A 17,640-nucleotide genomic window follows, 5' to 3' on the forward strand; every position below is an offset into this window, starting at 1 on the left:
GCGCAGAGAACTCACCGCTGTCGACGGGAACACCGACCGCCTCCCCCGCGTTGCCCTCTGACATGACCGTTCCCCTCTCGATCCTCGACCTCGCCCCCATCGCCCCCGGAGAGACCGCGCGCGACAGCTTCGCCGCCTCGGTGGCGCTGGCGCAGCAGGCCGAGCGCAGCGGGTACCGCCGGGTCTGGTACGCCGAGCACCACAACATGGCCTCGATCGCGTCGAGCGCCACCTCTGTGCTCATCGCGCACGTCGCGTCGCAGACCTCGACGATCCGCCTCGGCTCCGGCGGCGTCATGCTGCCCAACCACTCCCCGCTGACCATCGCCGAGCAGTTCGGCACCTTGGCGACGCTGCACCCCGACCGCATCGATCTGGGGCTCGGCCGCGCGCCGGGCAGTGACCAGGCGACGTTCCGGGCGCTGCGCCGCGATCCGGAGTCGTCCGAGCGCTTCCCGCAGGACGTCCTCGAGCTGCAGGCCTTCCTGGCCGGCGAGTCCCGGATCCCCGGCGTCAGCGCGACGCCCGGAGCCGGCACCCGCGTGCCCCTCTACATCCTCGGCTCCTCGCTCTTCGGCGCCCAGCTCGCCGCGGCTCTGGGCCTCCCCTACGCCTTCGCCTCGCACTTCGCGCCCGACGCGCTGCACCAGGCCGTCGCGGAGTACCGCCGCGGCTTCCGCCCGTCCGAGCAGCTCGACACCCCCTACGTGATCGCCGGAGTGAACGCCATCGCGGCCGACACCACCGCCGACGCCGAGCGCCAGTTCGCCGAGATGAAGCGGGCGCGCCTGCTGATGCTGCTGCGCCAGAGCGGCCAGATCCCGCTCGACCAGCAGTTCTCGGACGACGAACTCGACAGCCTGCTGAGCGCCCCGGTCGGCGCGCACGTGGCGAGCATGACCCACTACACCGGAGTCGGCACCGGCGACGAGGTCGCGGACTACGTGGCCGGATTCGCCCGCTCGGCCGACGCCGACGAGGTCATCGTCGCCCACGCGTCGCTCGCGACCCCCGCCCGCCTGCGCTCGGTGGAGCTGCTGGCCGACGCGCACGCCCGCGTCGCGGCGTGAGCGCCTGAGGCCCGGATCCCGGCGCCGGCGCCTGCAGAAGTGAGGCTGAGAGGCCGGATATCGCGCACTCCACGCGATTCCGGCCTCTCCGCCTTACTTCCGACGGTCCGGCGCGCGGATCTCGTCCGCAACCGAGGGCCAGAGCCGGCGAACGGCCCGGAACGGCCTCGCCACACCCTCCCGACCTCGGTTCCGAACGCGTCCTCAGGCCAGCCCCGCCCCGCCCACCGCGAGGCTCACCACCACCGTCAGCGCCGTCGTCCACAGCACGATCGCGACGCCCTGCCACAGCAGCACGCGCCCCTTCGCCACTCCGGCCCCCGCGAGCATCACCGCCGTGAAGTGCGTCGGCAGCAGCAGCGGCCCCAGCAGGCTCACTCCGGGCACCCCGTAGCGGGTGAACGCGCGCTGGAACTTCTCGCGCCGCGCGGAGGACTTCCGCGTCCGCCCCTTCGTGACGGCCGAGCGCACCCCCGCGCCCAGCAGCACCAGCAGCGCCACGCAGACGAAGTTCCCCACCGCACCTGAGATCGCGGCGATCACCGGGTCGATGCCGCCGATGATCCCGATGGTCGCCGCACCTTCGCCCTCGATGAACGGCACGGCCCCGGCGGCGGCCACCACGAGGGGCTGCACGAGGTCGGGGACCCGGGCGAGGAGGTCCTGGAATCCGAGGATGGCGTCGGCTGCGATGTTCGACATGTCGTCTCTCCGCTCTGCTGACCGCGTCGGCGGCCCTCCCGTCTCTCGGGATGACTCCATCCGACCGGAGTCGCGAGCGCCCGGGCAGTGCCGCCGGGTCACCTCCGCAGGGGAGGAACGCACCCCCGAGGGGTGACATCCGTCATGGTCGTACTGTGGGCGGCATGAGCACTGCGCCCGAGACGATCGACGCCCCGCCGTCCGGCCGCGGCGTGTCGGCCACCTGGTGGTACACCCTCGTCTCGGCGGGCTCCTTCGTGCTCGCCGTGCTGTTCGTCTGGTCCGTGCCGATCCTCGTCGGCGATCCGCAGCCGTGGCGCGTCGCCGCGTACTACGGGAGCGCCGTGGTCTGGTGCGCCGCCTTCGCGATGCTGATCCTGCGCTACCGCCGGGCGCGGGAGGACTCGCCCGTCGGCCCGTCGGCGGTCCTCGTCGTCGGAGTCGCAGCGGCGGCCGGCGGCGGGGTCGCCACCGGCAGCGTGACCTCCGCACTCTCCCTCGCCTTCGCCCTGGTCGGCGTCCTGCCGTGGCCGCAGGGCGTCCGCGGTCGCCTCACCGGGCTCCTCACCGTCGTCCTCGTGGTGTCCGCCGCGCTCGAGCACGAGCGGCTGAGCGCCGGGCCGCTGTCCGCGGCCGATCTCTGGCCGATGATGCTGATCTTCGCCGCCGCCCTGCCGTTCTCGATCGTCAGCATGCTCTGGTGGTGGGACATCGTGCGCGAGCTCGACCGCGCGCGGGCGGCGGAGGGTCGCCTCGCGGCCGCGCAGGAGCGGCTGATCCTCGCGGGCGACGTCCACGACCTGCAGGGGCACCACCTGCAGGTGATCGCCCTGCAGCTCGAGCTCGCCGAGCGCCTCCTCCGCGACGACCCCGACGGAGCCCTCGATCAGCTCCGCGCCGCCCAGCGCAGCGTCGACGGCGCCCGCACCGGCACCCGCGAGCTCGCCACCCGCTTCCGCAGCGTCTCGCTCTCGGACGAGCTCGAGAACGCCGCCGACCTCCTCCGCTCGGCCGGGTTGCGCGTGCAGCTCGACATCGGCCCGGACGCCGACCTCGCGCCCGCCGACGCGCTCGGCCCCGTGGTCCGCGAGAGCACGACCAACATCCTCAAGCACGGCGGAGGCGAGTCCGCCCGCCTGCGGCTCGCCCGCGACGAGGGCGAGTGGCGGTTCCACGCCGAGAACGACCTCCCCGCCGAGCCCGAGGCACCCGACGAGCAGGGCGCCGGCATCGCCGGCATGACCGAGCGGATCGAGCGCGCCGGCGGCACCCTGCGCACCCGTCCGACGCGGCGCACCTTCGAGCTCGAGGCGCGCCTGCCCGTCGGAGGTGCGCGGTGATCCGCGTGCTCCTCGCCGACGACGAGGACATGATCCGCACCGCCCTCGCCGCGCTGCTCCGCCTCGAGGACGACCTCGAGATCGTCGGGGAGTGCCGCGACGGCGAGGAGGCGGTGGCCGAGGCGCTGCGCCTCGAGCCCGACGTCTGCCTCTTCGACGTCGAGATGCCGGGCATGGACGGCATCGAGGCCGCGGAGCGACTGCGCCGGTCCTCAGCGACCCGCGTCGTGGTCGTGACCCGCCACGCCCGCCCCGGGGTGCTGCGCCGCGCGTTGGCCGTCGGAGTGGCGGGCTTCCTCCCCAAGTCGCGCCGCGCCGAGGACGTCGCGCAGGTCATCCGCCTCGTGGCGAGCGGACGCCGCTACGTCGATCCCGAGATCGCCGCCGACGCTCTCGCCACGACGCGCAGCCCCCTCACCGACCGCGAACTCGACGTGCTCAGCGCCGGCTCCCGCGGCGAGACCATCGGCCAGATCGGAGCCGCGCTGCACCTCTCGAACGGCACCGTGCGCAACCACGTGTCGTCGATCCTCCGCAAGCTGCAGGTCGACACCCGCCAGCGCGCGGTGATCGAGGCCCGCGAGCACGGCTGGATCTGAGCGCGGCGCCCGCGGCTCACCACCCTCTCCGGATGTGGGTTTGGGGAAGTTAGAGCGTTTTAGGAGATCTGGATAAAACGCTCTAACACTCCTAAAGTCGTCGTCATGGACGCCGTCGACAACCCGTACACCCCTAACGCCGGAGCGAGACCCGAGATCCTCATCGGTCGCGACGAGCAGACCGAGGCGTTCCGCACCCTCCTCAGGCGGCTGCGACGCGGCCGGACCGACCAGTCGATGATCATCACGGGTCTGCGAGGGGTCGGCAAGACGGTCCTCCTGAACAGCTTCCGCTCGATCGCCCAGGAGGAGAACTGGGAGGTCATCGAGTTCGAGGCCGTGAAGCACGGCGAAGGCCGTTTCCGCCAGGTCATCGCCTCCCAGCTGAAGGCCGCACTGCTGCGGCTCTCCCCGCGTGCTCGCTGGACGGACCGGAGCCGACACGCTGCAGCGGTCCTCAGCGCGTTCGCGGTGTCGGTCGGTGCTGACGGTGTCTGGTCCATCGGATGGGACGTCCCGCCGGCGGAAGGGCTCGCCGATCACCGGGATCTCGGCCTCGATCTGACCGACGTCCTCGTCGCCGTCGGGGAAGCGGCGGCCGAGCAGGGCGAGGGCATCGTCCTCCTCATCGATGAGGTCCAGTTCCTCGACTCGCCTCAGCTCGAAGCGCTGATCCAGGCCATCCACAAGACGGTTCAGCGGAACCTGCCCGTCACCTTCGTCGGTGCCGGACTGCCGCAGATCGCCGAGCTCGTCGGAGACGCGAAGTCGTATGCGGAGCGGCTCTTCAAGTTCCCCCTCATCGATTCCCTCGATCACGACGACGCTGCAGCAGCGCTCCGGGAGCCGGCTGCGGCGGAAGGAGCGGTGTACGAGGACGAGGCCGTCGAACTCGCCGTCGAGATCACGAGCGGATACCCCTACTTCATTCAGGAGTTGGGCTATCAGGTCTGGACCGTGGCGAGGAACAACCGGATCGTCAAGGAGGACGTCGAACTCGCCAGGGACGCTTACGAAGCGAAGCTCGACAGCTCCTTCTTCCGCGTCCGACTCGATCGGGCGACGCCGCTTCAGACCGCGTACATGCGTGCGATGGCCGAACTCGGCCCCGAACCTCAGAAGGCGGGGGACGTCGCCGTCCTCCTCGAGCGGTCGTCCCAACAACTCGGCCCGACTCGAGCCGAACTGATCGAGATGGGGCTCCTCTTCACCCCTCAGCACGGTTACGCCGCATTCACGGTCCCGGATTTCGACCGCTTCATGAAGCGAGCCGTTCCGATCCTCGAGGTGCCGCCGATCGTGAGCCGAGGCTCCCGCCGGGCGCAGCCCAGCGGCGAGTGACAGTACGACTGGAGGAGCATCGACCACCGCTGCCGGTGACCATCCGCTGGTAGTCGATCGCTTCACGCGGTCGTGGGCATTCGTGCGGTGAGGAGCGCCGTTGACGGAGCCGATCGCGGCCGGCCCGCCCTCAGTGCCCGCGCGCGATCCACTCCTCGCGGTGCGGCGCCTCCGCCCCGATCGTCGTCGAGTCGCCGTGCCCGGTGCGCACGACCGTCTCCGTCGGCAGCGTCAGCAGCCGGTCGGTGATCGACTCGATGATCGTCGGGAAGTCGCTGTAGGAGCGACCGGTCGCGCCCGGCCCGCCCTGGAAGAGGGTGTCGCCCGTGAAGACCGTGCCGAGCTCCTCGGCGACGAAGCACACCGCTCCCGGCGAGTGGCCGGGCGTGTGCCGCACCTCGAGCTCGAGGCCGGCCACGGCGATACGCTCGCCGTCGACGAGCGCCGCGCTCGGCGCACTGTCGGGGTGCACCACGTCCCAGAGCATGCGGTCGGAGTCGTGCAGCAGCACCGGCGCGCCCGTCGCCTCGCGCACGCCCGCCACCGCGTCGATGTGGTCGTCGTGGGCATGGGTCAGCAGCACGGCCACGAGGGTCCGGTCGCCGACCGCCGCCAGGATCGCGTCGGCGTCGTGCGCGGCGTCGATGACGACGCACTCGGAGTCGTCGCCGACGATCCACACGTTGTTGTCGACGTCCCAGGTCCCGCCGTCGAGGCTGAACGTGCCGCTCGTGACGAGGTGGTCGATCCGCGCGCCCATCAGAGCACCACCACCGAGCGCAGCACGTCGCCGCCGGCCATCGTCGCGAAGGCCTGCTCGATGTCGCGGATGCCGATCCGCTCGCTCACGAACTCGTCCAGCGGCAGTCGGCCCTGCAGGTAGAGGTCGGTCAGCATCGGGAAGTCGCGCTCGGGCAGGCAGTCGCCGTACCAGCTCGACTTCAGCGATCCGCCGCGGCCGAAGACGTCGAGGAGGGGGATCTCGAGGGTCATCTCGGGCGTCGGCACCCCGACCAGCACAACGGTGCCGGCGAGGTCGCGGGCGTAGAACGCCTGGCGCCAGGTCTCGGGACGGCCGACCGCGTCGATCACGACGTCGGCGCCGAAGGTGTCCGTCAACTCCTGCACGGCCGCGACGACTCCCGCCTCGTCGAGTCCACTCGAATCGAGGACGTGGGTCGCGCCGAGCTTCTGCGCGGCGACCAGCTTCTTGGGGTCGCGGTCGATCGCGATGATCGTGCTCGCTCCGGCCAGCTTCGCGCCGACGACCGCTGCCGTGCCGACTCCTCCGCAGCCGATGACCGCGACGGAGTCGCCGCGCGTCACGTTCCCGGTGTTCATCGCGGCGCCCAGGCCCGCCATGATGCCGCAGCCCAGCAGCCCGACCGCCGCCGGATCGGCCGACGGATCGACCTTCGTGCACTGCTTGGCGTGCACGAGCGTCTTCTCGGCGAAGGCGCCGATGCCCAGCGCCGGGCTGAGCTCGGTGCCGTCCTCGAGGGTCATCTTCTGGGTGGCGTTGAAGGTGTTGAAGCAGTACCAGGGCTCCGCGCGCACGCACGCCCGGCACTCGCCGCAGACCGCGCGCCAGTTGAGCACGACGAAGTCGCCGACGGCGACGTGCGTCACTCCCTCGCCGATCGCGCTGACCCGGCCCGCGGCCTCGTGGCCGAGCAGGAACGGGAAGTCGTCGCTGATCCCGCCCTCGCGGTAGTGGTAGTCGGTGTGGCAGACGCCGCACGTCTCGATGTCGACGACGGCCTCGCCGGGCCCGGGGTCGGGGATCACGATGTCGACGAGCTCCACGGGAGCGCCCTTCGATCGGGCGATGACGCCGCTCACAGTGGTGGGCATGGGGGCTCCTTCGTCGGTGCGGGGTGGTGCTCGGAACCGTTCCACCGTACCGGCCGGCGGGTCGCCGGCTCCCGGACGCTGGTCGGCCCCGGCCTCGGACGGCGGCCGACGCGCTCGCACCGCCCACTAGGGTCGGGGGCAGCGCCGCTACCGCCGTGCTCGGAGCGGAGGAGGACGGCGTGGAGCGCAGGCAGGCCGAGGATCACGTCCGCGCGGCGCAGAGCCGGTCCGAGTCGTTCGGGCGCGGTCGCCTGGTCTCGACGTACTCGGTGCGGCACCGTCCCGGGCTCGATGTCGCGTTCGTGCTCGACGGCGCCGCGGGCGACTTCCAGATCGGCATGGGCGCCGCCTCCGACGACTACAGCTCGGTGATGTCCCTCGGAGTCGACAGCCGCGAGGGCCGCCTGCGCGCGGTGGGCCTGTGGACGGTCGACGGCCGAGCCGAGAAGCTCACCGCCCGCATCCTCCTCCAGGACCGCGGACTGATCGTCGTCGAGGCGACGCCGCTGCCCCTGGCGAAGCGCCCTCGATCCCTCAAATGCTGGTCGTTCCTCCGCCAGGACGGAGTCGACCACTACTCCGACGTCGTCGGCTTCGTCTCCCCCGAGCTGGCCGCCCTGCCGCCGGTGCCCCTGAGGACCTACCCGCGCTGACGGGCCGGCACGCGTACCGTGGGCGCATGCGCCCCACGATGACCCCGACGGCCGCCTTCGTCATCGCCGCACTCTGGGCGGGCATCAGCATCTGGGGATTCGCGATCCCGAACACCGGATTCGCGGTCGGCGGCCTGGTGGTCGCCCTCGCGTTCGCAGGTCTCGGCGTCTACCGGCTGCGGCGACGGCCCCGTCGTCACGACTGAGCGTCCGAGCGGACCCGCGTCCGCGCGCGGGCCGTCCAATGGTGCGGCAGCTCCTCGACCGGCGGTTCCCCCGCGACGAGAGCCAGACCCCTGAGGTAGTGGTCGTCGACGGTCACGACCGTGATCGTCCGGAACCGGTAGCCGAATGGTCGCTCGTGCCAGGTCCCGTCCGGCCGGATCTCCGAGAGGTAGAGCCAGCGGCCGACGAGCTCGTTCGGCACCCCGACCCAGAGGGAGTCGTGCCTCCGGTCGCGTTCGATGCTCGCGAGCACTCCCGGTCGCAGGAGCGCCGCGAGCATGCCGGCGGTCGTGTCCAGATCCGAGGGCTCCACTCCACTCGGCGCCTGCGGCGGCCACTCCGGCTGGACGGAGGCGGAGCGGCTCTCGAACGACCGGTCATGCCGTACCCGCGAGATCTCGCGCGACCGGACAGCAGTGACTCCGTCGAAGTAGCCGCCCGCCATGATCCGCGCGAGCAGCACCCACTTCGCGCCCACGCCGATGACGAAGCCGTCGATCGACTGCCCGGGCCGTGAGACGCGCTCGAGCCGTACGAGCCGCTGCGACGCCGCAGCCGCCTCGAGTCTGCTGCGGATCTCCGCTGGGGAGGACATCATGCTCGATCCTCGCGTTCTCCCACGGTACGGCCATCGACGTAGCTCCGCAGGAACGAGCGCACCGCGACCCTCCGGGCCCCCTCGAGCCGCTGATCCGCTATCGCCTCGAAGCGCGTGCCCAGCAGGGTGGGATCGATCAGTCCGGCGGTGATCAGCGCGTGGACGAACTCCTTGTCCTTGATGTCGTTGCGTCCGAGCTTGGCCGCGCACAGGTCGTGCGGTTCGAGGCAGAGTCCGGTCGAGCCGCCCTCGACCTCGACCCGGACGACGCGTTCCGCCCATCCTTCAGGCAGATACGCGGTGCGCACGCTGACGCCCTGGACGTAGAAGCCGTGCTCGTCGTCGAAAGGGGACCATTCGCCCACGAGAACATCGATCCGCGTCGCCAGCGACTCCTGCGCATCGTCCTCGAGCGGAGCGATGTCGGCCTCGCGGGACATCGTCGCGCGCTCCGGAAGGACGTCCTCGGAGTAGCTGCCGAGGATCGCCTGCGATCCGATCACGAGGACCCGATCCTGCTGAACGATGCGAGCCGCCGTCGCGATCGCGAGTTCCAGCTCTTCTCTTCTCATCGCGCGGCCCGCGCGATCGCCCGTGCGCGTTCCTCCTCGCTGAGCACCCCGGCGAACGGCGAGATCTGGCGCATCTCGATCGCGCGGAGGGAGGGGGAGAGCATCACGTCGACCAGGCGGCCGATCTCCCGCTGCGCGGCCAGGTCGCTCCAGAGCTCGAGGAGCGCGACGGCGCCGCCGCGAACGCGCGACCGCATCCGCCGGACGTTCTCCGGGACGCGATCGAGGACGTCGTCCGGACGGTCGACCAGCTGACGGGCCACCGCCCGATGGAGTTCGAGCGCGACACGATCCTCGCGACGTTCCAGCGGGGTCGACGAGTGGAGCGCGATGTCCTCGGCCTCGATCGACGTCCCCATGGCCCCGAGCGCACGCTCCAGAGTGGATCGTCGGAGAACTCCTCGCGCCTCCGACTGCTCCCACTGCGTGACCGCGCTCGGCGCGACTCCGGCTCTGCGTGCGAGATCGCGGACGCCCAGGCCCAAGCGCAAACGGGTTCTTCGCAGCATCGGACACCTCCCTGTTCAGTTTAGAACTGAACAGTCGATCTGCAGAGGCTGAGGCGGAACACGACGTGGGCTCGGACGCCGACGGTCGAGGCATCGCTGCCTCCCGCCGCGCACCCCCGCCCAGCTTCTCGGCGGCTCCACCGCAGTCCCTTCCCAGGTTGGCGAGTCGGACCCTTCGCTACAGTTGTCCCCAGCAAGGGGAGTACTCCCGTCTGCGGTGAGCCCGTCATTACGGATGCGACAGAGCATCCCGGGCCATCGGCTCCGCCCGCGAAGACCTCAGGTCCGCGGCGGAGTGGAGGAGACCTTGGTGTCATCCCGACCACCCACCCCTTGGAGTACGCCGTGCAGGTCACCCCCGCCGTCTGGCTGATCACGATCGCCGTGACGATCGCCTTCTTCGTCTACGAGTTCTTCGTCCACGTGAGGAAGCCCCACGAACCGACCATCGGCGAATCCGCCCGCTGGTCGGCCTTCTACATCGGCCTCGCGCTGCTGTTCGGCGTCGGTATCGGCGTCGTCGCCGACTGGCGCTACGGCGGCGAGTACTTCGCCGGCTACCTGACCGAGAAGGCGCTGTCGCTCGACAACCTCTTCATCTTCCTCATCATCATGAGCGGCTTCGCGGTGCCGAAGAAGTACCAGCAGAAGGTGCTGATGATCGGCATCGTCATCGCGCTGATCATGCGCGGAGCCTTCATCGCCGTCGGTGCGGCGCTGATCGAGAACTTCTCGTGGGTCTTCTACCTGTTCGGCGCCCTGCTCTTCGTCCTCGCCTACCAGCAGATCAAGGGCGACCACGGCGACCCGTCAAACAACGCCTTCATGCGCCTGGTGCGCCGCATCCTCCCCGTCACGGACGAGTACCACGGCGACAAGCTGACCGTGAAGAAGGACGGCAAGCGCTTCGTCACTCCGATGCTGCTGACGATCGTCGCGATCGGCTTCATCGACCTCGTCTTCGCGCTCGACTCGATCCCCGCGATCTACGGCCTGACCAGCGAGGCCTACATCGTGTTCACCGCGAACGCCTTCGCGCTGATGGGTCTGCGCCAGCTGTTCTTCCTCATCGGCGGACTGCTCGAGCGCCTCGTCTACCTCAGCCAGGGCCTCGCCGTGATCCTCGCGTTCATCGCCGTGAAGCTCGTGTTCCACGCCCTGCACGTCAACGAGGTGCCCTTCATCAACGGCGGCGAGCCGCTGCTGTGGGTGCCCGAGATCCCGATCTGGTTCTCGCTCACCTTCATCGGAGCGACGATCGCCGTCGCCACGATCGCGAGCCTGCTCAAGACGCGCGGCGACCGTGGCAAGTCCGACCGCGCGAGCGTCGAGGGCGAGCCGATCGAGACCGCGAAGGACGTCGACTCGCGCACCGACGCGTAGCACTCCTCACCGCACGCAGCGCCGCCCGGGAGGCCGTTCCTCCCGGGCGGCGCTGCGTTGTGAGCGGCGCTGTGCCGTAGGGCGGCGCCGTGCCGTCAGCGCTCGAGCACGAAGTCGACCGGCGTCGACACCACCCCGTTCGCCTGCACGGTGACGGAGTGGGCGCCCGGATAGTGCCGCCGGGTCGTGATCTCGCGGAACGAGTGCGTCCGGGTCACGGTCGTCCTCTCGCCCGCGGCGAGGCGCCGGGTCGCGAGCCGGAAGGTCTTGGGTCGGACGGAGCCGTCGGCCCGTTGGAAGCCGATCGAGTAGTCGATGACGACCGTCGCCTCCGTCCCGCCCTCGTTGACGATCTCGGCGGAGATCTGGACGGAGCCGCCCCAGGGCACCGCGTCGACGGAGAGACTCGGGCGGCCGACCCGCAGCAGTCCGCCGTCGAAGCCCGCGAGGACGAGGGCGGCCGGGTGGCCCTTCTTCAGCAGGGTCCGGAGCGCGTGACGCACCACCCGAGGCGTGTTCGCGTCCGGGTCCGCCGCCCAGCCGGCGGCTGTCTCGATCACGAGCTCCGGATCGACGCGACTGAGGTCGTTGAGGTGGTTGGCCGTCGAGCGGCGCACGTACTCGGACTCGTCCCGATAGGAGACGTCGAGGATCCCCCGCGTCGCGCGCGGGTTCGCGAGCAGCCACGGCACGCGCTTCGCCCAGGGCAGGAAGGCGCGCGAGCCCTCGGTGGCGAGCCGCCGCACGTGCTCGTTCTCGTGGTCCGTCCAGGTCAGCATCACGGCGAGCGCCCGCTCCGGACGCGCGATCAGCAGGTCGCGGATCGCGAACTCGCCGGTCAGTCCGACCGTGAGCCGGGCGAGCAGCGTGAGCGCCGCGTCGAAGTGCTCGGCGGATCCGCTCTCGAGAGCGCGGACGGTGACGAGCTCGGTGACCGGCCAGATCATCCAGCCCTCGAGGAGCGGCTGCTCGACGAGGTCGAGGACGAGGCTCTCGACGGCCGGGAACCCTGCGGGCAGGTCGCTCAGCAGCGCGTCGCGCACGAGGTCCGCGCGCTGTCGGAGCCGGAGGCCGTCCAGCGAGTCGCTCACCGCGGCGAGCGCCGGCAGCTCCTCCGGACCCACCGCCCGGATCGACGCGGCCAGCCGCTCGACGACCTCCGGGCCGATCAGGTCGTCCATCGCGCCCACGGTGCGCCCCCTCCGTCGTGTCGGATCAGGGTCCCATGCGCGCCGCGCTCGGCGTCGGCGGATCCCGATACGCCCGCTCCGCGGGCTACTCGATCAGCAGAGCGCGCCGCCCCACCCCGCAGCACCTCCCGAACCCCTTGCTGGTCGAGCAGCCCCGCAGGGGCGTATCGAGACCCGCGTCCGCCGAGGACCGACCCCTCAGATGTCCGTCCGGTCCACGTCCACCACCTCGCGCCGCAGTTCCGCGGTCACGTCCCGCTCGCCCGCGACCGAGGCCACCCGGAGCGTCACCCGCTCGACCGGCACGACGGTCCTGGTGATCCCGATCCGCTCCTCGTGCAGGATCACGACGACCGGCTCGACAGACGCGGCGGCTCCGTCACCCGGCAGCGGATCGTCGCCGGGCAGCGGCTCCCGCACGAGCCGGATCTCCTCGCGGCGGACGTCGACGGTGATCGTCCGCTGCTCGGTGACGACGACGCGCTCGAGCCGGACGCGCTCGGTGGCGAACCGCCGCGTCGAGACGACGAGTCGCTCCTCGTGCAGAACGACGGACGGAGGGGTCTCGGGCGATGCGCTCATGCGAGGAGCCGGGAACAGGGATGCATGGTCTCTCCGATGCGATGCGAGGAGCGAGCCGGCGACGGGAGCGCCGGGGAAGAAGGGAACGGCCGGCCCCACTCCGAGGAGCGGGACCGGCCGGAGGAGTGCTGCTCGGGTCAGACCGCGCGGCGCGCGCTGGTCTTCTGACCGGTCTGCTGCTTCGCGGCCTCGGCCGCGCGCGAGGCCTGCTCCGTCACGGACGGGGCGTTCTTCGCCTCCTGCTGGATCTTCGGCGCCTCGGCCTCGGCCTTGGTGAGGATCGCCTCCCAGCGCTGCTGCATCGGTTTGATGAGGCCGCCGCCGGCACCGACGATGATGACGCCGGCGATGATCGCGAGCACGGCGATGAGGATCGGCGTGGTGACGGTCGTGGCGACCTCGATCTGGTTCAGGGCCGCGGTGGCTCCGAGGAACAGGATGAAGATCGCGACGATGTTGCCGAGGAGCTTGCCGTAGGAGAGTCCGCCCAGGGTGTTCTGGATGAGCCCCTTGGCGCCCGCGGCGATCGCGGCGGCGATCACGATGATGATGATCGCGACGATGATCTTCGGCAGGAAGCCGATGATGCCCTGGAGCAGATCGCTGACCGGGTTCGGGCCGAAGACACCGAACGCGAACTGGAGCACGAACAGCACGAGCGTGTAGTAGATGATCTTCGACACGATGTCGGAGGCGTCGAGCTTCGAGTTCGCGAGCGCCTTCTTGATGCCGCCGCGCTCGACGGCGCGGTCGAAGCCGACCTTGGTCAGCAGGCGCGAGAGGCCCTTCTCGATGAGCTTGGCGACGATGAGTCCGACGATGAGGATGAGCAGGAAGAGCAGCGCGAGCGGGACGAACGCGATGACCGCGGCCAGGCCGTTCTGCAGTGCGGCGGGGAAGTCCATGGGGAGCCTTTCGGGCGGGGAAGGGGCGGGGAAGGGACGGTGCGGCCGATCGGGTCGGCCGCACCGGTGCGCGACTAGCGGGTGCCGGTCTCGTCAGTGGTCGTGGTGCGCGTCGTGGTCGGGTCGACGAGCTCGATCTCCTCGTGGGAGACCTCCTCGTCCACGCGCTGCTGCTCGGTGACGGTCTCGGTGCCGAGGCTGACGCGCTCGACGGGGACGGTCTCCTTGGCGGTGACGACGCGCTCCTCGGTGAGGATCACCTCGTGCTCCTCCTCGCTGAGGTCGGGGCCCGCGAGGGCGTCGCCGGCGTTGGCCTCGGTGATCGGCTCGCGCGTGAGGGTGACCTCGTCGTGGCTGACCGGGACGGTGCGGGTGACCTGCTCGGTGACGATGTGCTTGCGCAGGCGGGCGCGGCCGGCCTCGACCGTCTCGGTGCCCACGCGCAGGCGCTCCTCGGAGCGCGTCATGGCGTCGTCGGTCGTGGGGCCGGAGGTGTCGTGACCCTCGGTGCGGTGGGCGTCGTCACCGCGGCCCGCCGTGTCGTGCCCGTCTGTCACGAAGTCGGTGGTCGAACCGTTGTCGGCGTCCTGGTCGTAGAGGGGGCTCTCGGTGCGGGTGCCGCCGACTCCGTAGTACGAGTACAGGGCCTGCTCGTCGTCGGCGGTCAGGGCGCCGTCGTCCTCGATGCGCGGGGCGTCCTTCACGAACGACTTCTCGTAGGCGACGCGGACCACTCCGCCGTCGAACGAGGCGTCGCTCAGCGGCGCGAACGACTCCGAGGAGCCGAAGAGGCCGGTGCGGATGGTGACCCAGGTGGGCTGCTGGCTGTCGTTGTCGACGTAGACCTGGCCGACGGTGCCGATCTTGGCGTCGTCGGTGCCGTGGACGTCGGCGCCCATCAGGTCGTTGACGGTGCTGCTGTCGATCATGGTGCACTCTCTTTCGCCGGGCACTGGCCCGGATAGCGGTGACGGACGGACGAGCGGTCCGGAGGCGCTCCCACACTGGGAGCGCTCTCCGATTCCCCCGGAGGAGCAGGACCGGCCGCGGAGCGAGCTCGTTCCGTCGCTCCGCTGGGAACGGACTTACGGTGTAAGCCCTGGTGAACCTTACGGTGTAAGCGTCATTAGGGTGGAAGAGCTTGTGCGTCGCTCTCCGACCTGATATCCGGATCGCCCCGAGCACTGCAGAGAGGTGTCATCCGTGGTCGATCACGCACGACCGTCCCGATCCGGCTCGTCCGCGCCGCGGCTCAGCCGCGACCTGATCATCGACACGGCCCTCTCCCACATCGACCGATCGGGAGCCGAGGCCCTCTCGATGCGGTCGCTGGCGCAGGAGCTGGGCGTCGAGGCCATGTCGCTCTACCGCTACGTGCACGGCAAGGAGGACCTCCTCGAGGGCGTCATCGCCGCCCTGATGAAGGATCTCACCGCGACTCTCGCCGACGCGGACGCCCAGCACTGGCAGGAGTTCCTGCAGACCGCCGCCCACGCGGTACGCCGCATCGCGATCGACCACCCGAAGGCGTTCCCCCTGGTCGCGACCCGGCACCCGGCCGCACCCTGGCTGCGCCCGCCGCTGCGGAGTATCGAGGTCGTCAACACGTTCCTCACGACGCTGACGGCCAACGGCTTCACCGACGAGCAGGCCGTCGGCGCCTACCGGTCCTTCAGCAGCTTCCTGCTCGGCCAGTTGCTCCTGCAGTCCGCCGTCCTGGGCGCCGAGACGTCCCCGACGGACCTCCCGCTCGACGAGGGGGACGCCGACATCCCGCAGCGCGACGGCAACCTCTCCCTCGACTCCGCGCCCGAGGTCCGGCGCCTGCGCACCCTGCTCAGCGAGGACCGCAGCACGGAGGAGTTCGAGATCTCCCTCGAGACCCTCCTCGACCGCCTCGACCTGCAGCTCTCGCAGTAGGCGGGCGCCGCCCGGCTCAGCACTGAGTCGCGACCCACCACCGCCCGGACACGCGTATCGAGACCGTCGGGGTTCAGCAGATCGGGACCATGATCACGTCTTCTGGAGAGGGTGGATCTCGACATGCCCGCTGCGCGGGCTACTCGATCAGCAAGCAGGCGGCCATACGCCTGGTGAGACATCTCCTCAGAGACCCGCGCGCATCGCGAGAACCCGCCGGGGCGCGGATCACCCGAAGATCCGCGCCCCCGCGGGCACGACAGTCCTACGCCCTCAGAGCGCGGGAGTCCAGATGCGCATCGTCGACGGCCCGCGGTTCGCCCAGGTGTAGTACGGCCGGAACTCGACGTCGACGCGCCGCTCCACGGAGACCGCCGCGGCCCCGTACGCCCACTCCTCCTCCTGCGCGCCGACCGCCGCGATCGCCGCGCGCGCGCCGCCTCCGGGCGTCGGCACCGGCTCCACCGAGCGGTCGATCGCGATGTGCTCCGTGTCGAGCCCGGCGGGCAGGTCGATCGACTCGACCGCCAGCACGAAGGGTCCGCGCTCGAGCGCGACCTGCCCGCGAACGGCGTCGATGCGCGGGTGGGGCGTCACGAATCGCGCGGTCATCGGGAGCGACAGCCGCACGACCTCGCCTGCGCGGAAGGCGCGCCGCACGGTCACCGTGTCGCGCGACTCCTCGACCGGAGAACCGTCGAGCAGCGCCGATCCGCGGGCCCACGGCGGGATGCGCAGGGTGAGCGAGAACTCCGCGTCCTGCTCGATGCGCACCGCGATCTCTCCGTCGGCGGGGTACTCGGTCTCGACCTGCAGGGCGATGCCGCCGGTCTCGATCCGGTAGGCGCCGTACTGGTGCAGCTGCACGCCGTCCTCGTCTGCCGTCGCGAAGCCCAGCTCGACGCTCGCGAGCGTCCGCGCCGTGTTCGTCGGGCAGCAGGACACCCAGAACCAGGGCGCCCGCAGGCTCGACTGCGCCCGGTCGGTCTCGACGGACTCGTCGGGCTCCACTCCGTCGACCCGCTGCTGCAGGGTGTTCGTGTAGAAGAAGGCGCGGCCGTCGGCACGCGTCGCCGGCAGCACCGCGTTCAGGAGGGTCCGCTCGATCAGGTCGGCGTAGGCGGTGTCGCCCGAGCGCAGCAGCAGCCGCCAGCTGAGCATGTCGGAGGCGATGGCCGCGCAGGTCTCGGCGTAGGCGCGGTCCGAGGGCAGCTCGTAGTCGGCTCCGAACGCCTCGTCCTGATGGTGCGAGCCCATGCCGCCGGTGATGTACGTGCGCCGCGCGACGGTGCTCGACCACTGGCGCCGCACGGCGTCCTCGAGCTCGGCGTCGCCGGTCTCGACCGCCACGTCGAGGGCTCCGGAGGCGAGGTACAGCGCGCGGACCGCGTGGCCGCGCAGCACGTCCGCCTCGCGGACGGGGACGTCGTCCTGGAAGTACTCCGGCCCGAACTGCACGGCGCCGAGGGTGCCCGTGCCGCGGCGCTCCACGAAGAGGCGGGCGAGCTCGAGCCAGCGTCCGTCGCCCGTGGCGCGGGCGAACTCGGCGAGCGCAGGCTCGATCTCGGGGTGCCCGCAGACCGCGACGCGCCCGCCGGTTCCGAACTCCCGCCAGACGTGCTCGGCCAGCCGCCGCGCCACCGCGGGCAGCAGGTCGTCGTGCCCCGTGCGCAGCCGCGCGACGGCCGCCTGGATCAGGTGCCCGAACGAGTACAGCTCGTGCCCCCACTCCAGGTTCGAGTACCGGGCGGGCTGGCCCTCGCGGCCGAAGCTCGTGTGCAGGTAGCCGTCCTCCTCCTGCGCCGCGGCGACCCGGGCGACGAGGGCGTCGTAGGAGGAGGCGAGCGCCGCGTCGTCCGAGCGGCCCAGCTCCCAGGCCATCGCCTCGAGCAGCTTGTAGACCTCCGAGTCGACGAACTCGATGCCCGCGTGGCGGTTCCCGGAGGCGTCCGAGAGGGTGCCGTCGGCCGCGCGGTCGAAGTTGCCGGCCCAGCCCACGCGCTCGATCCACGAGAGGCAGTGGCCGATCACGGCCCGCGCGCCGAGATCCTGGTACTGCTTCCAGAAACCGCCGGTCAGGCGGATCTCGTGCTGCCCGAGCGGGCGCAGCCGACCGGAGCCGGGTGCGACCGGCCCGCCGAGGGCGGTGGTGGTCGCGGGGGACGTCGTGGTCACGGAGTTCTCCTAGGTGGAACGG

19 protein-coding genes are annotated in these 17,640 nt (G+C 71.1%); 8 read left to right on the plus strand and 11 right to left on the minus strand.

From position 1 onward, the window contains the following. The first annotated feature begins 62 nt into the window (after positions 1-62). Positions 63-1,070 (plus strand): LLM class flavin-dependent oxidoreductase, encoded by a 1,008-nt coding sequence (locus tag LRG51_RS11500; protein WP_230672830.1) that lies wholly within the window; start codon positions 63-65, stop codon positions 1,068-1,070. 204 nt (positions 1,071-1,274) lie between these two features. Here LRG51_RS11500 and LRG51_RS11505 read toward each other — a convergent pair whose 3' ends face one another. Then, entirely contained in the window at positions 1,275-1,772 is a 498-nt protein-coding gene (locus LRG51_RS11505) for a small multidrug efflux protein (protein ID WP_230672831.1), read from the minus strand. Positions 1,773-1,936: 164 nt separating this feature from the next. On the opposite strand from LRG51_RS11505, the gene LRG51_RS11510 reads away from it, so the two are divergent. The 3 genes from LRG51_RS11510 (at position 1,937) to LRG51_RS11520 (ending at position 5,052) form a co-directional block, all read left to right on the plus strand. Continuing rightward, positions 1,937-3,112 (plus strand): sensor histidine kinase, encoded by a 1,176-nt coding sequence (locus LRG51_RS11510; protein ID WP_230672832.1) that lies wholly within the window; start codon positions 1,937-1,939, stop codon positions 3,110-3,112. Further along, complete coding sequence (locus tag LRG51_RS11515) at positions 3,109-3,711, plus strand: response regulator transcription factor (protein ID WP_056868877.1); 603 nt, start codon at positions 3,109-3,111, stop codon at positions 3,709-3,711. Before LRG51_RS11510 ends, LRG51_RS11515 begins: the two co-directional genes overlap by 4 nt. Positions 3,712-3,816: 105 nt before the next feature. Then, entirely contained in the window at positions 3,817-5,052 is a 1,236-nt protein-coding gene (locus LRG51_RS11520; RefSeq protein ID WP_055784661.1) for an AAA family ATPase, read from the plus strand. Between the two features lie 130 nt (positions 5,053-5,182). Here the strand turns inward: LRG51_RS11520 and LRG51_RS11525 are convergent, their stop codons facing one another. Both LRG51_RS11525 and LRG51_RS11530 read right to left on the minus strand, forming a co-directional pair. Continuing rightward, positions 5,183-5,812 carry an MBL fold metallo-hydrolase gene (locus tag LRG51_RS11525; protein ID WP_230672833.1) on the minus strand — a complete coding sequence of 210 codons (630 nt, stop codon included), beginning with the start codon at positions 5,810-5,812 and terminating at the stop codon, positions 5,183-5,185. Next, the gene (locus LRG51_RS11530) at positions 5,812-6,906 is read right to left on the minus strand and encodes an S-(hydroxymethyl)mycothiol dehydrogenase (protein ID WP_230672834.1); all 1,095 of its coding nucleotides are present in this window, start codon (positions 6,904-6,906) and stop codon (positions 5,812-5,814) included. Before LRG51_RS11530 ends, LRG51_RS11525 begins: the two co-directional genes overlap by 1 nt. 179 nt (positions 6,907-7,085) lie before the next feature. On the opposite strand from LRG51_RS11530, the gene LRG51_RS11535 reads away from it, so the two are divergent. Beyond that, positions 7,086-7,559, plus strand: a complete 474-nt coding sequence (locus tag LRG51_RS11535) for a hypothetical protein (RefSeq protein WP_055784652.1) — start codon at positions 7,086-7,088, stop codon at positions 7,557-7,559. 26 nt (positions 7,560-7,585) lie between these two features. After that, positions 7,586-7,765: a hypothetical protein gene (locus tag LRG51_RS11540; protein ID WP_055784648.1), complete on the plus strand. Its 180-nt coding sequence runs from the start codon at positions 7,586-7,588 to the stop codon at positions 7,763-7,765. Here LRG51_RS11540 and LRG51_RS11545 read toward each other — a convergent pair. Genes LRG51_RS11545 through LRG51_RS11555 form a run of 3 tightly spaced genes read right to left on the minus strand, consistent with a single transcriptional unit; the run spans position 7,756 to position 9,463 of the window. Further along, on the minus strand, positions 7,756-8,382 hold the full coding sequence (locus tag LRG51_RS11545) for a hypothetical protein (RefSeq protein ID WP_230672835.1): 627 nt from the start codon (positions 8,380-8,382) through the stop codon (positions 7,756-7,758). The genes LRG51_RS11540 and LRG51_RS11545 overlap by 10 nt on opposite strands. Beyond that, complete coding sequence (locus LRG51_RS11550) at positions 8,379-8,954, minus strand: DUF6036 family nucleotidyltransferase (RefSeq protein WP_327205430.1); 576 nt, start codon at positions 8,952-8,954, stop codon at positions 8,379-8,381. The genes LRG51_RS11545 and LRG51_RS11550 overlap by 4 nt, the downstream gene beginning before the upstream one ends. Then, positions 8,951-9,463, minus strand: a complete 513-nt coding sequence (locus tag LRG51_RS11555) for a helix-turn-helix domain-containing protein (protein ID WP_329958733.1) — start codon at positions 9,461-9,463, stop codon at positions 8,951-8,953. The genes LRG51_RS11550 and LRG51_RS11555 overlap by 4 nt, the downstream gene beginning before the upstream one ends. 345 nt (positions 9,464-9,808) lie before the next feature. Between LRG51_RS11555 and LRG51_RS11560 the strand changes: the two genes are divergently transcribed. Next, a complete protein-coding gene (locus LRG51_RS11560; RefSeq protein WP_055788630.1) occupies positions 9,809-10,846 on the plus strand; it encodes a TerC family protein in 1,038 nt (345 codons plus the stop codon). A 95-nt stretch (positions 10,847-10,941) separates the two neighbouring features. On the opposite strand, the gene LRG51_RS11565 is transcribed toward LRG51_RS11560, so the two are convergent. The 4 genes from LRG51_RS11565 to LRG51_RS11580 all read right to left on the minus strand — a co-directional run bounded on the left by LRG51_RS11565 (position 10,942) and on the right by LRG51_RS11580 (position 14,452). Next, the gene (locus LRG51_RS11565; RefSeq protein WP_230672837.1) at positions 10,942-12,027 is read right to left on the minus strand and encodes a DNA alkylation repair protein; all 1,086 of its coding nucleotides are present in this window, start codon (positions 12,025-12,027) and stop codon (positions 10,942-10,944) included. Between the two features lie 207 nt (positions 12,028-12,234). Beyond that, positions 12,235-12,618 (minus strand): YsnF/AvaK domain-containing protein, encoded by a 384-nt coding sequence (locus tag LRG51_RS11570; RefSeq protein WP_230672838.1) that lies wholly within the window; start codon positions 12,616-12,618, stop codon positions 12,235-12,237. 137 nt (positions 12,619-12,755) lie between these two features. Further along, a complete protein-coding gene (locus LRG51_RS11575) occupies positions 12,756-13,523 on the minus strand; it encodes a mechanosensitive ion channel family protein (RefSeq protein ID WP_107573992.1) in 768 nt (255 codons plus the stop codon). A 74-nt stretch (positions 13,524-13,597) separates the two neighbouring features. Then, on the minus strand, positions 13,598-14,452 hold the full coding sequence (locus LRG51_RS11580; RefSeq protein ID WP_230672839.1) for a PRC and DUF2382 domain-containing protein: 855 nt from the start codon (positions 14,450-14,452) through the stop codon (positions 13,598-13,600). A 274-nt stretch (positions 14,453-14,726) separates the two neighbouring features. Between LRG51_RS11580 and LRG51_RS11585 the strand changes: the two genes are divergently transcribed. Further along, positions 14,727-15,443, plus strand: coding sequence for a TetR/AcrR family transcriptional regulator C-terminal domain-containing protein (locus tag LRG51_RS11585; RefSeq protein WP_230672840.1), 717 nt, complete (start codon positions 14,727-14,729; stop codon positions 15,441-15,443). A 273-nt stretch (positions 15,444-15,716) separates the two neighbouring features. Here the strand turns inward: LRG51_RS11585 and LRG51_RS11590 are convergent, their stop codons facing one another. Continuing rightward, positions 15,717-17,618 (minus strand): glycoside hydrolase family 127 protein, encoded by a 1,902-nt coding sequence (locus tag LRG51_RS11590; RefSeq protein ID WP_230672841.1) that lies wholly within the window; start codon positions 17,616-17,618, stop codon positions 15,717-15,719. Positions 17,619-17,640 lie beyond the last annotated feature (22 nt).

It is taken from the genome of Rathayibacter sp. Leaf248, assembly GCF_920939495.1.
Classification (GTDB): Bacteria; Actinomycetota; Actinomycetes; order Actinomycetales; family Microbacteriaceae; genus Rathayibacter; species Rathayibacter caricis.

Coding starts and splice junctions, on each gene's coding strand:
- LRG51_RS11570 (WP_230672838.1), bottom strand. CDS start 12,618: ATGAGCGCATCGCCCGAGACCCCTCCGTCCGTCGTTCTGCACGAGGAG.
- LRG51_RS11555 (WP_329958733.1), bottom strand. CDS start 9,463: ATGCTGCGAAGAACCCGTTTGCGCTTGGGCCTGGGCGTCCGCGATCTC.
- LRG51_RS11580 (WP_230672839.1), bottom strand. CDS start 14,452: ATGATCGACAGCAGCACCGTCAACGACCTGATGGGCGCCGACGTCCAC.
- LRG51_RS11500 (WP_230672830.1), top strand. CDS start 63: ATGACCGTTCCCCTCTCGATCCTCGACCTCGCCCCCATCGCCCCCGGA.
- LRG51_RS11525 (WP_230672833.1), bottom strand. CDS start 5,812: ATGGGCGCGCGGATCGACCACCTCGTCACGAGCGGCACGTTCAGCCTC.
- LRG51_RS11530 (WP_230672834.1), bottom strand. CDS start 6,906: ATGCCCACCACTGTGAGCGGCGTCATCGCCCGATCGAAGGGCGCTCCC.
- LRG51_RS11505 (WP_230672831.1), bottom strand. CDS start 1,772: ATGTCGAACATCGCAGCCGACGCCATCCTCGGATTCCAGGACCTCCTC.
- LRG51_RS11550 (WP_327205430.1), bottom strand. CDS start 8,954: ATGAGAAGAGAAGAGCTGGAACTCGCGATCGCGACGGCGGCTCGCATC.
- LRG51_RS11565 (WP_230672837.1), bottom strand. CDS start 12,027: ATGGACGACCTGATCGGCCCGGAGGTCGTCGAGCGGCTGGCCGCGTCG.
- LRG51_RS11520 (WP_055784661.1), top strand. CDS start 3,817: ATGGACGCCGTCGACAACCCGTACACCCCTAACGCCGGAGCGAGACCC.
- LRG51_RS11510 (WP_230672832.1), top strand. CDS start 1,937: ATGAGCACTGCGCCCGAGACGATCGACGCCCCGCCGTCCGGCCGCGGC.
- LRG51_RS11540 (WP_055784648.1), top strand. CDS start 7,586: ATGCGCCCCACGATGACCCCGACGGCCGCCTTCGTCATCGCCGCACTC.
- LRG51_RS11545 (WP_230672835.1), bottom strand. CDS start 8,382: ATGATGTCCTCCCCAGCGGAGATCCGCAGCAGACTCGAGGCGGCTGCG.
- LRG51_RS11575 (WP_107573992.1), bottom strand. CDS start 13,523: ATGGACTTCCCCGCCGCACTGCAGAACGGCCTGGCCGCGGTCATCGCG.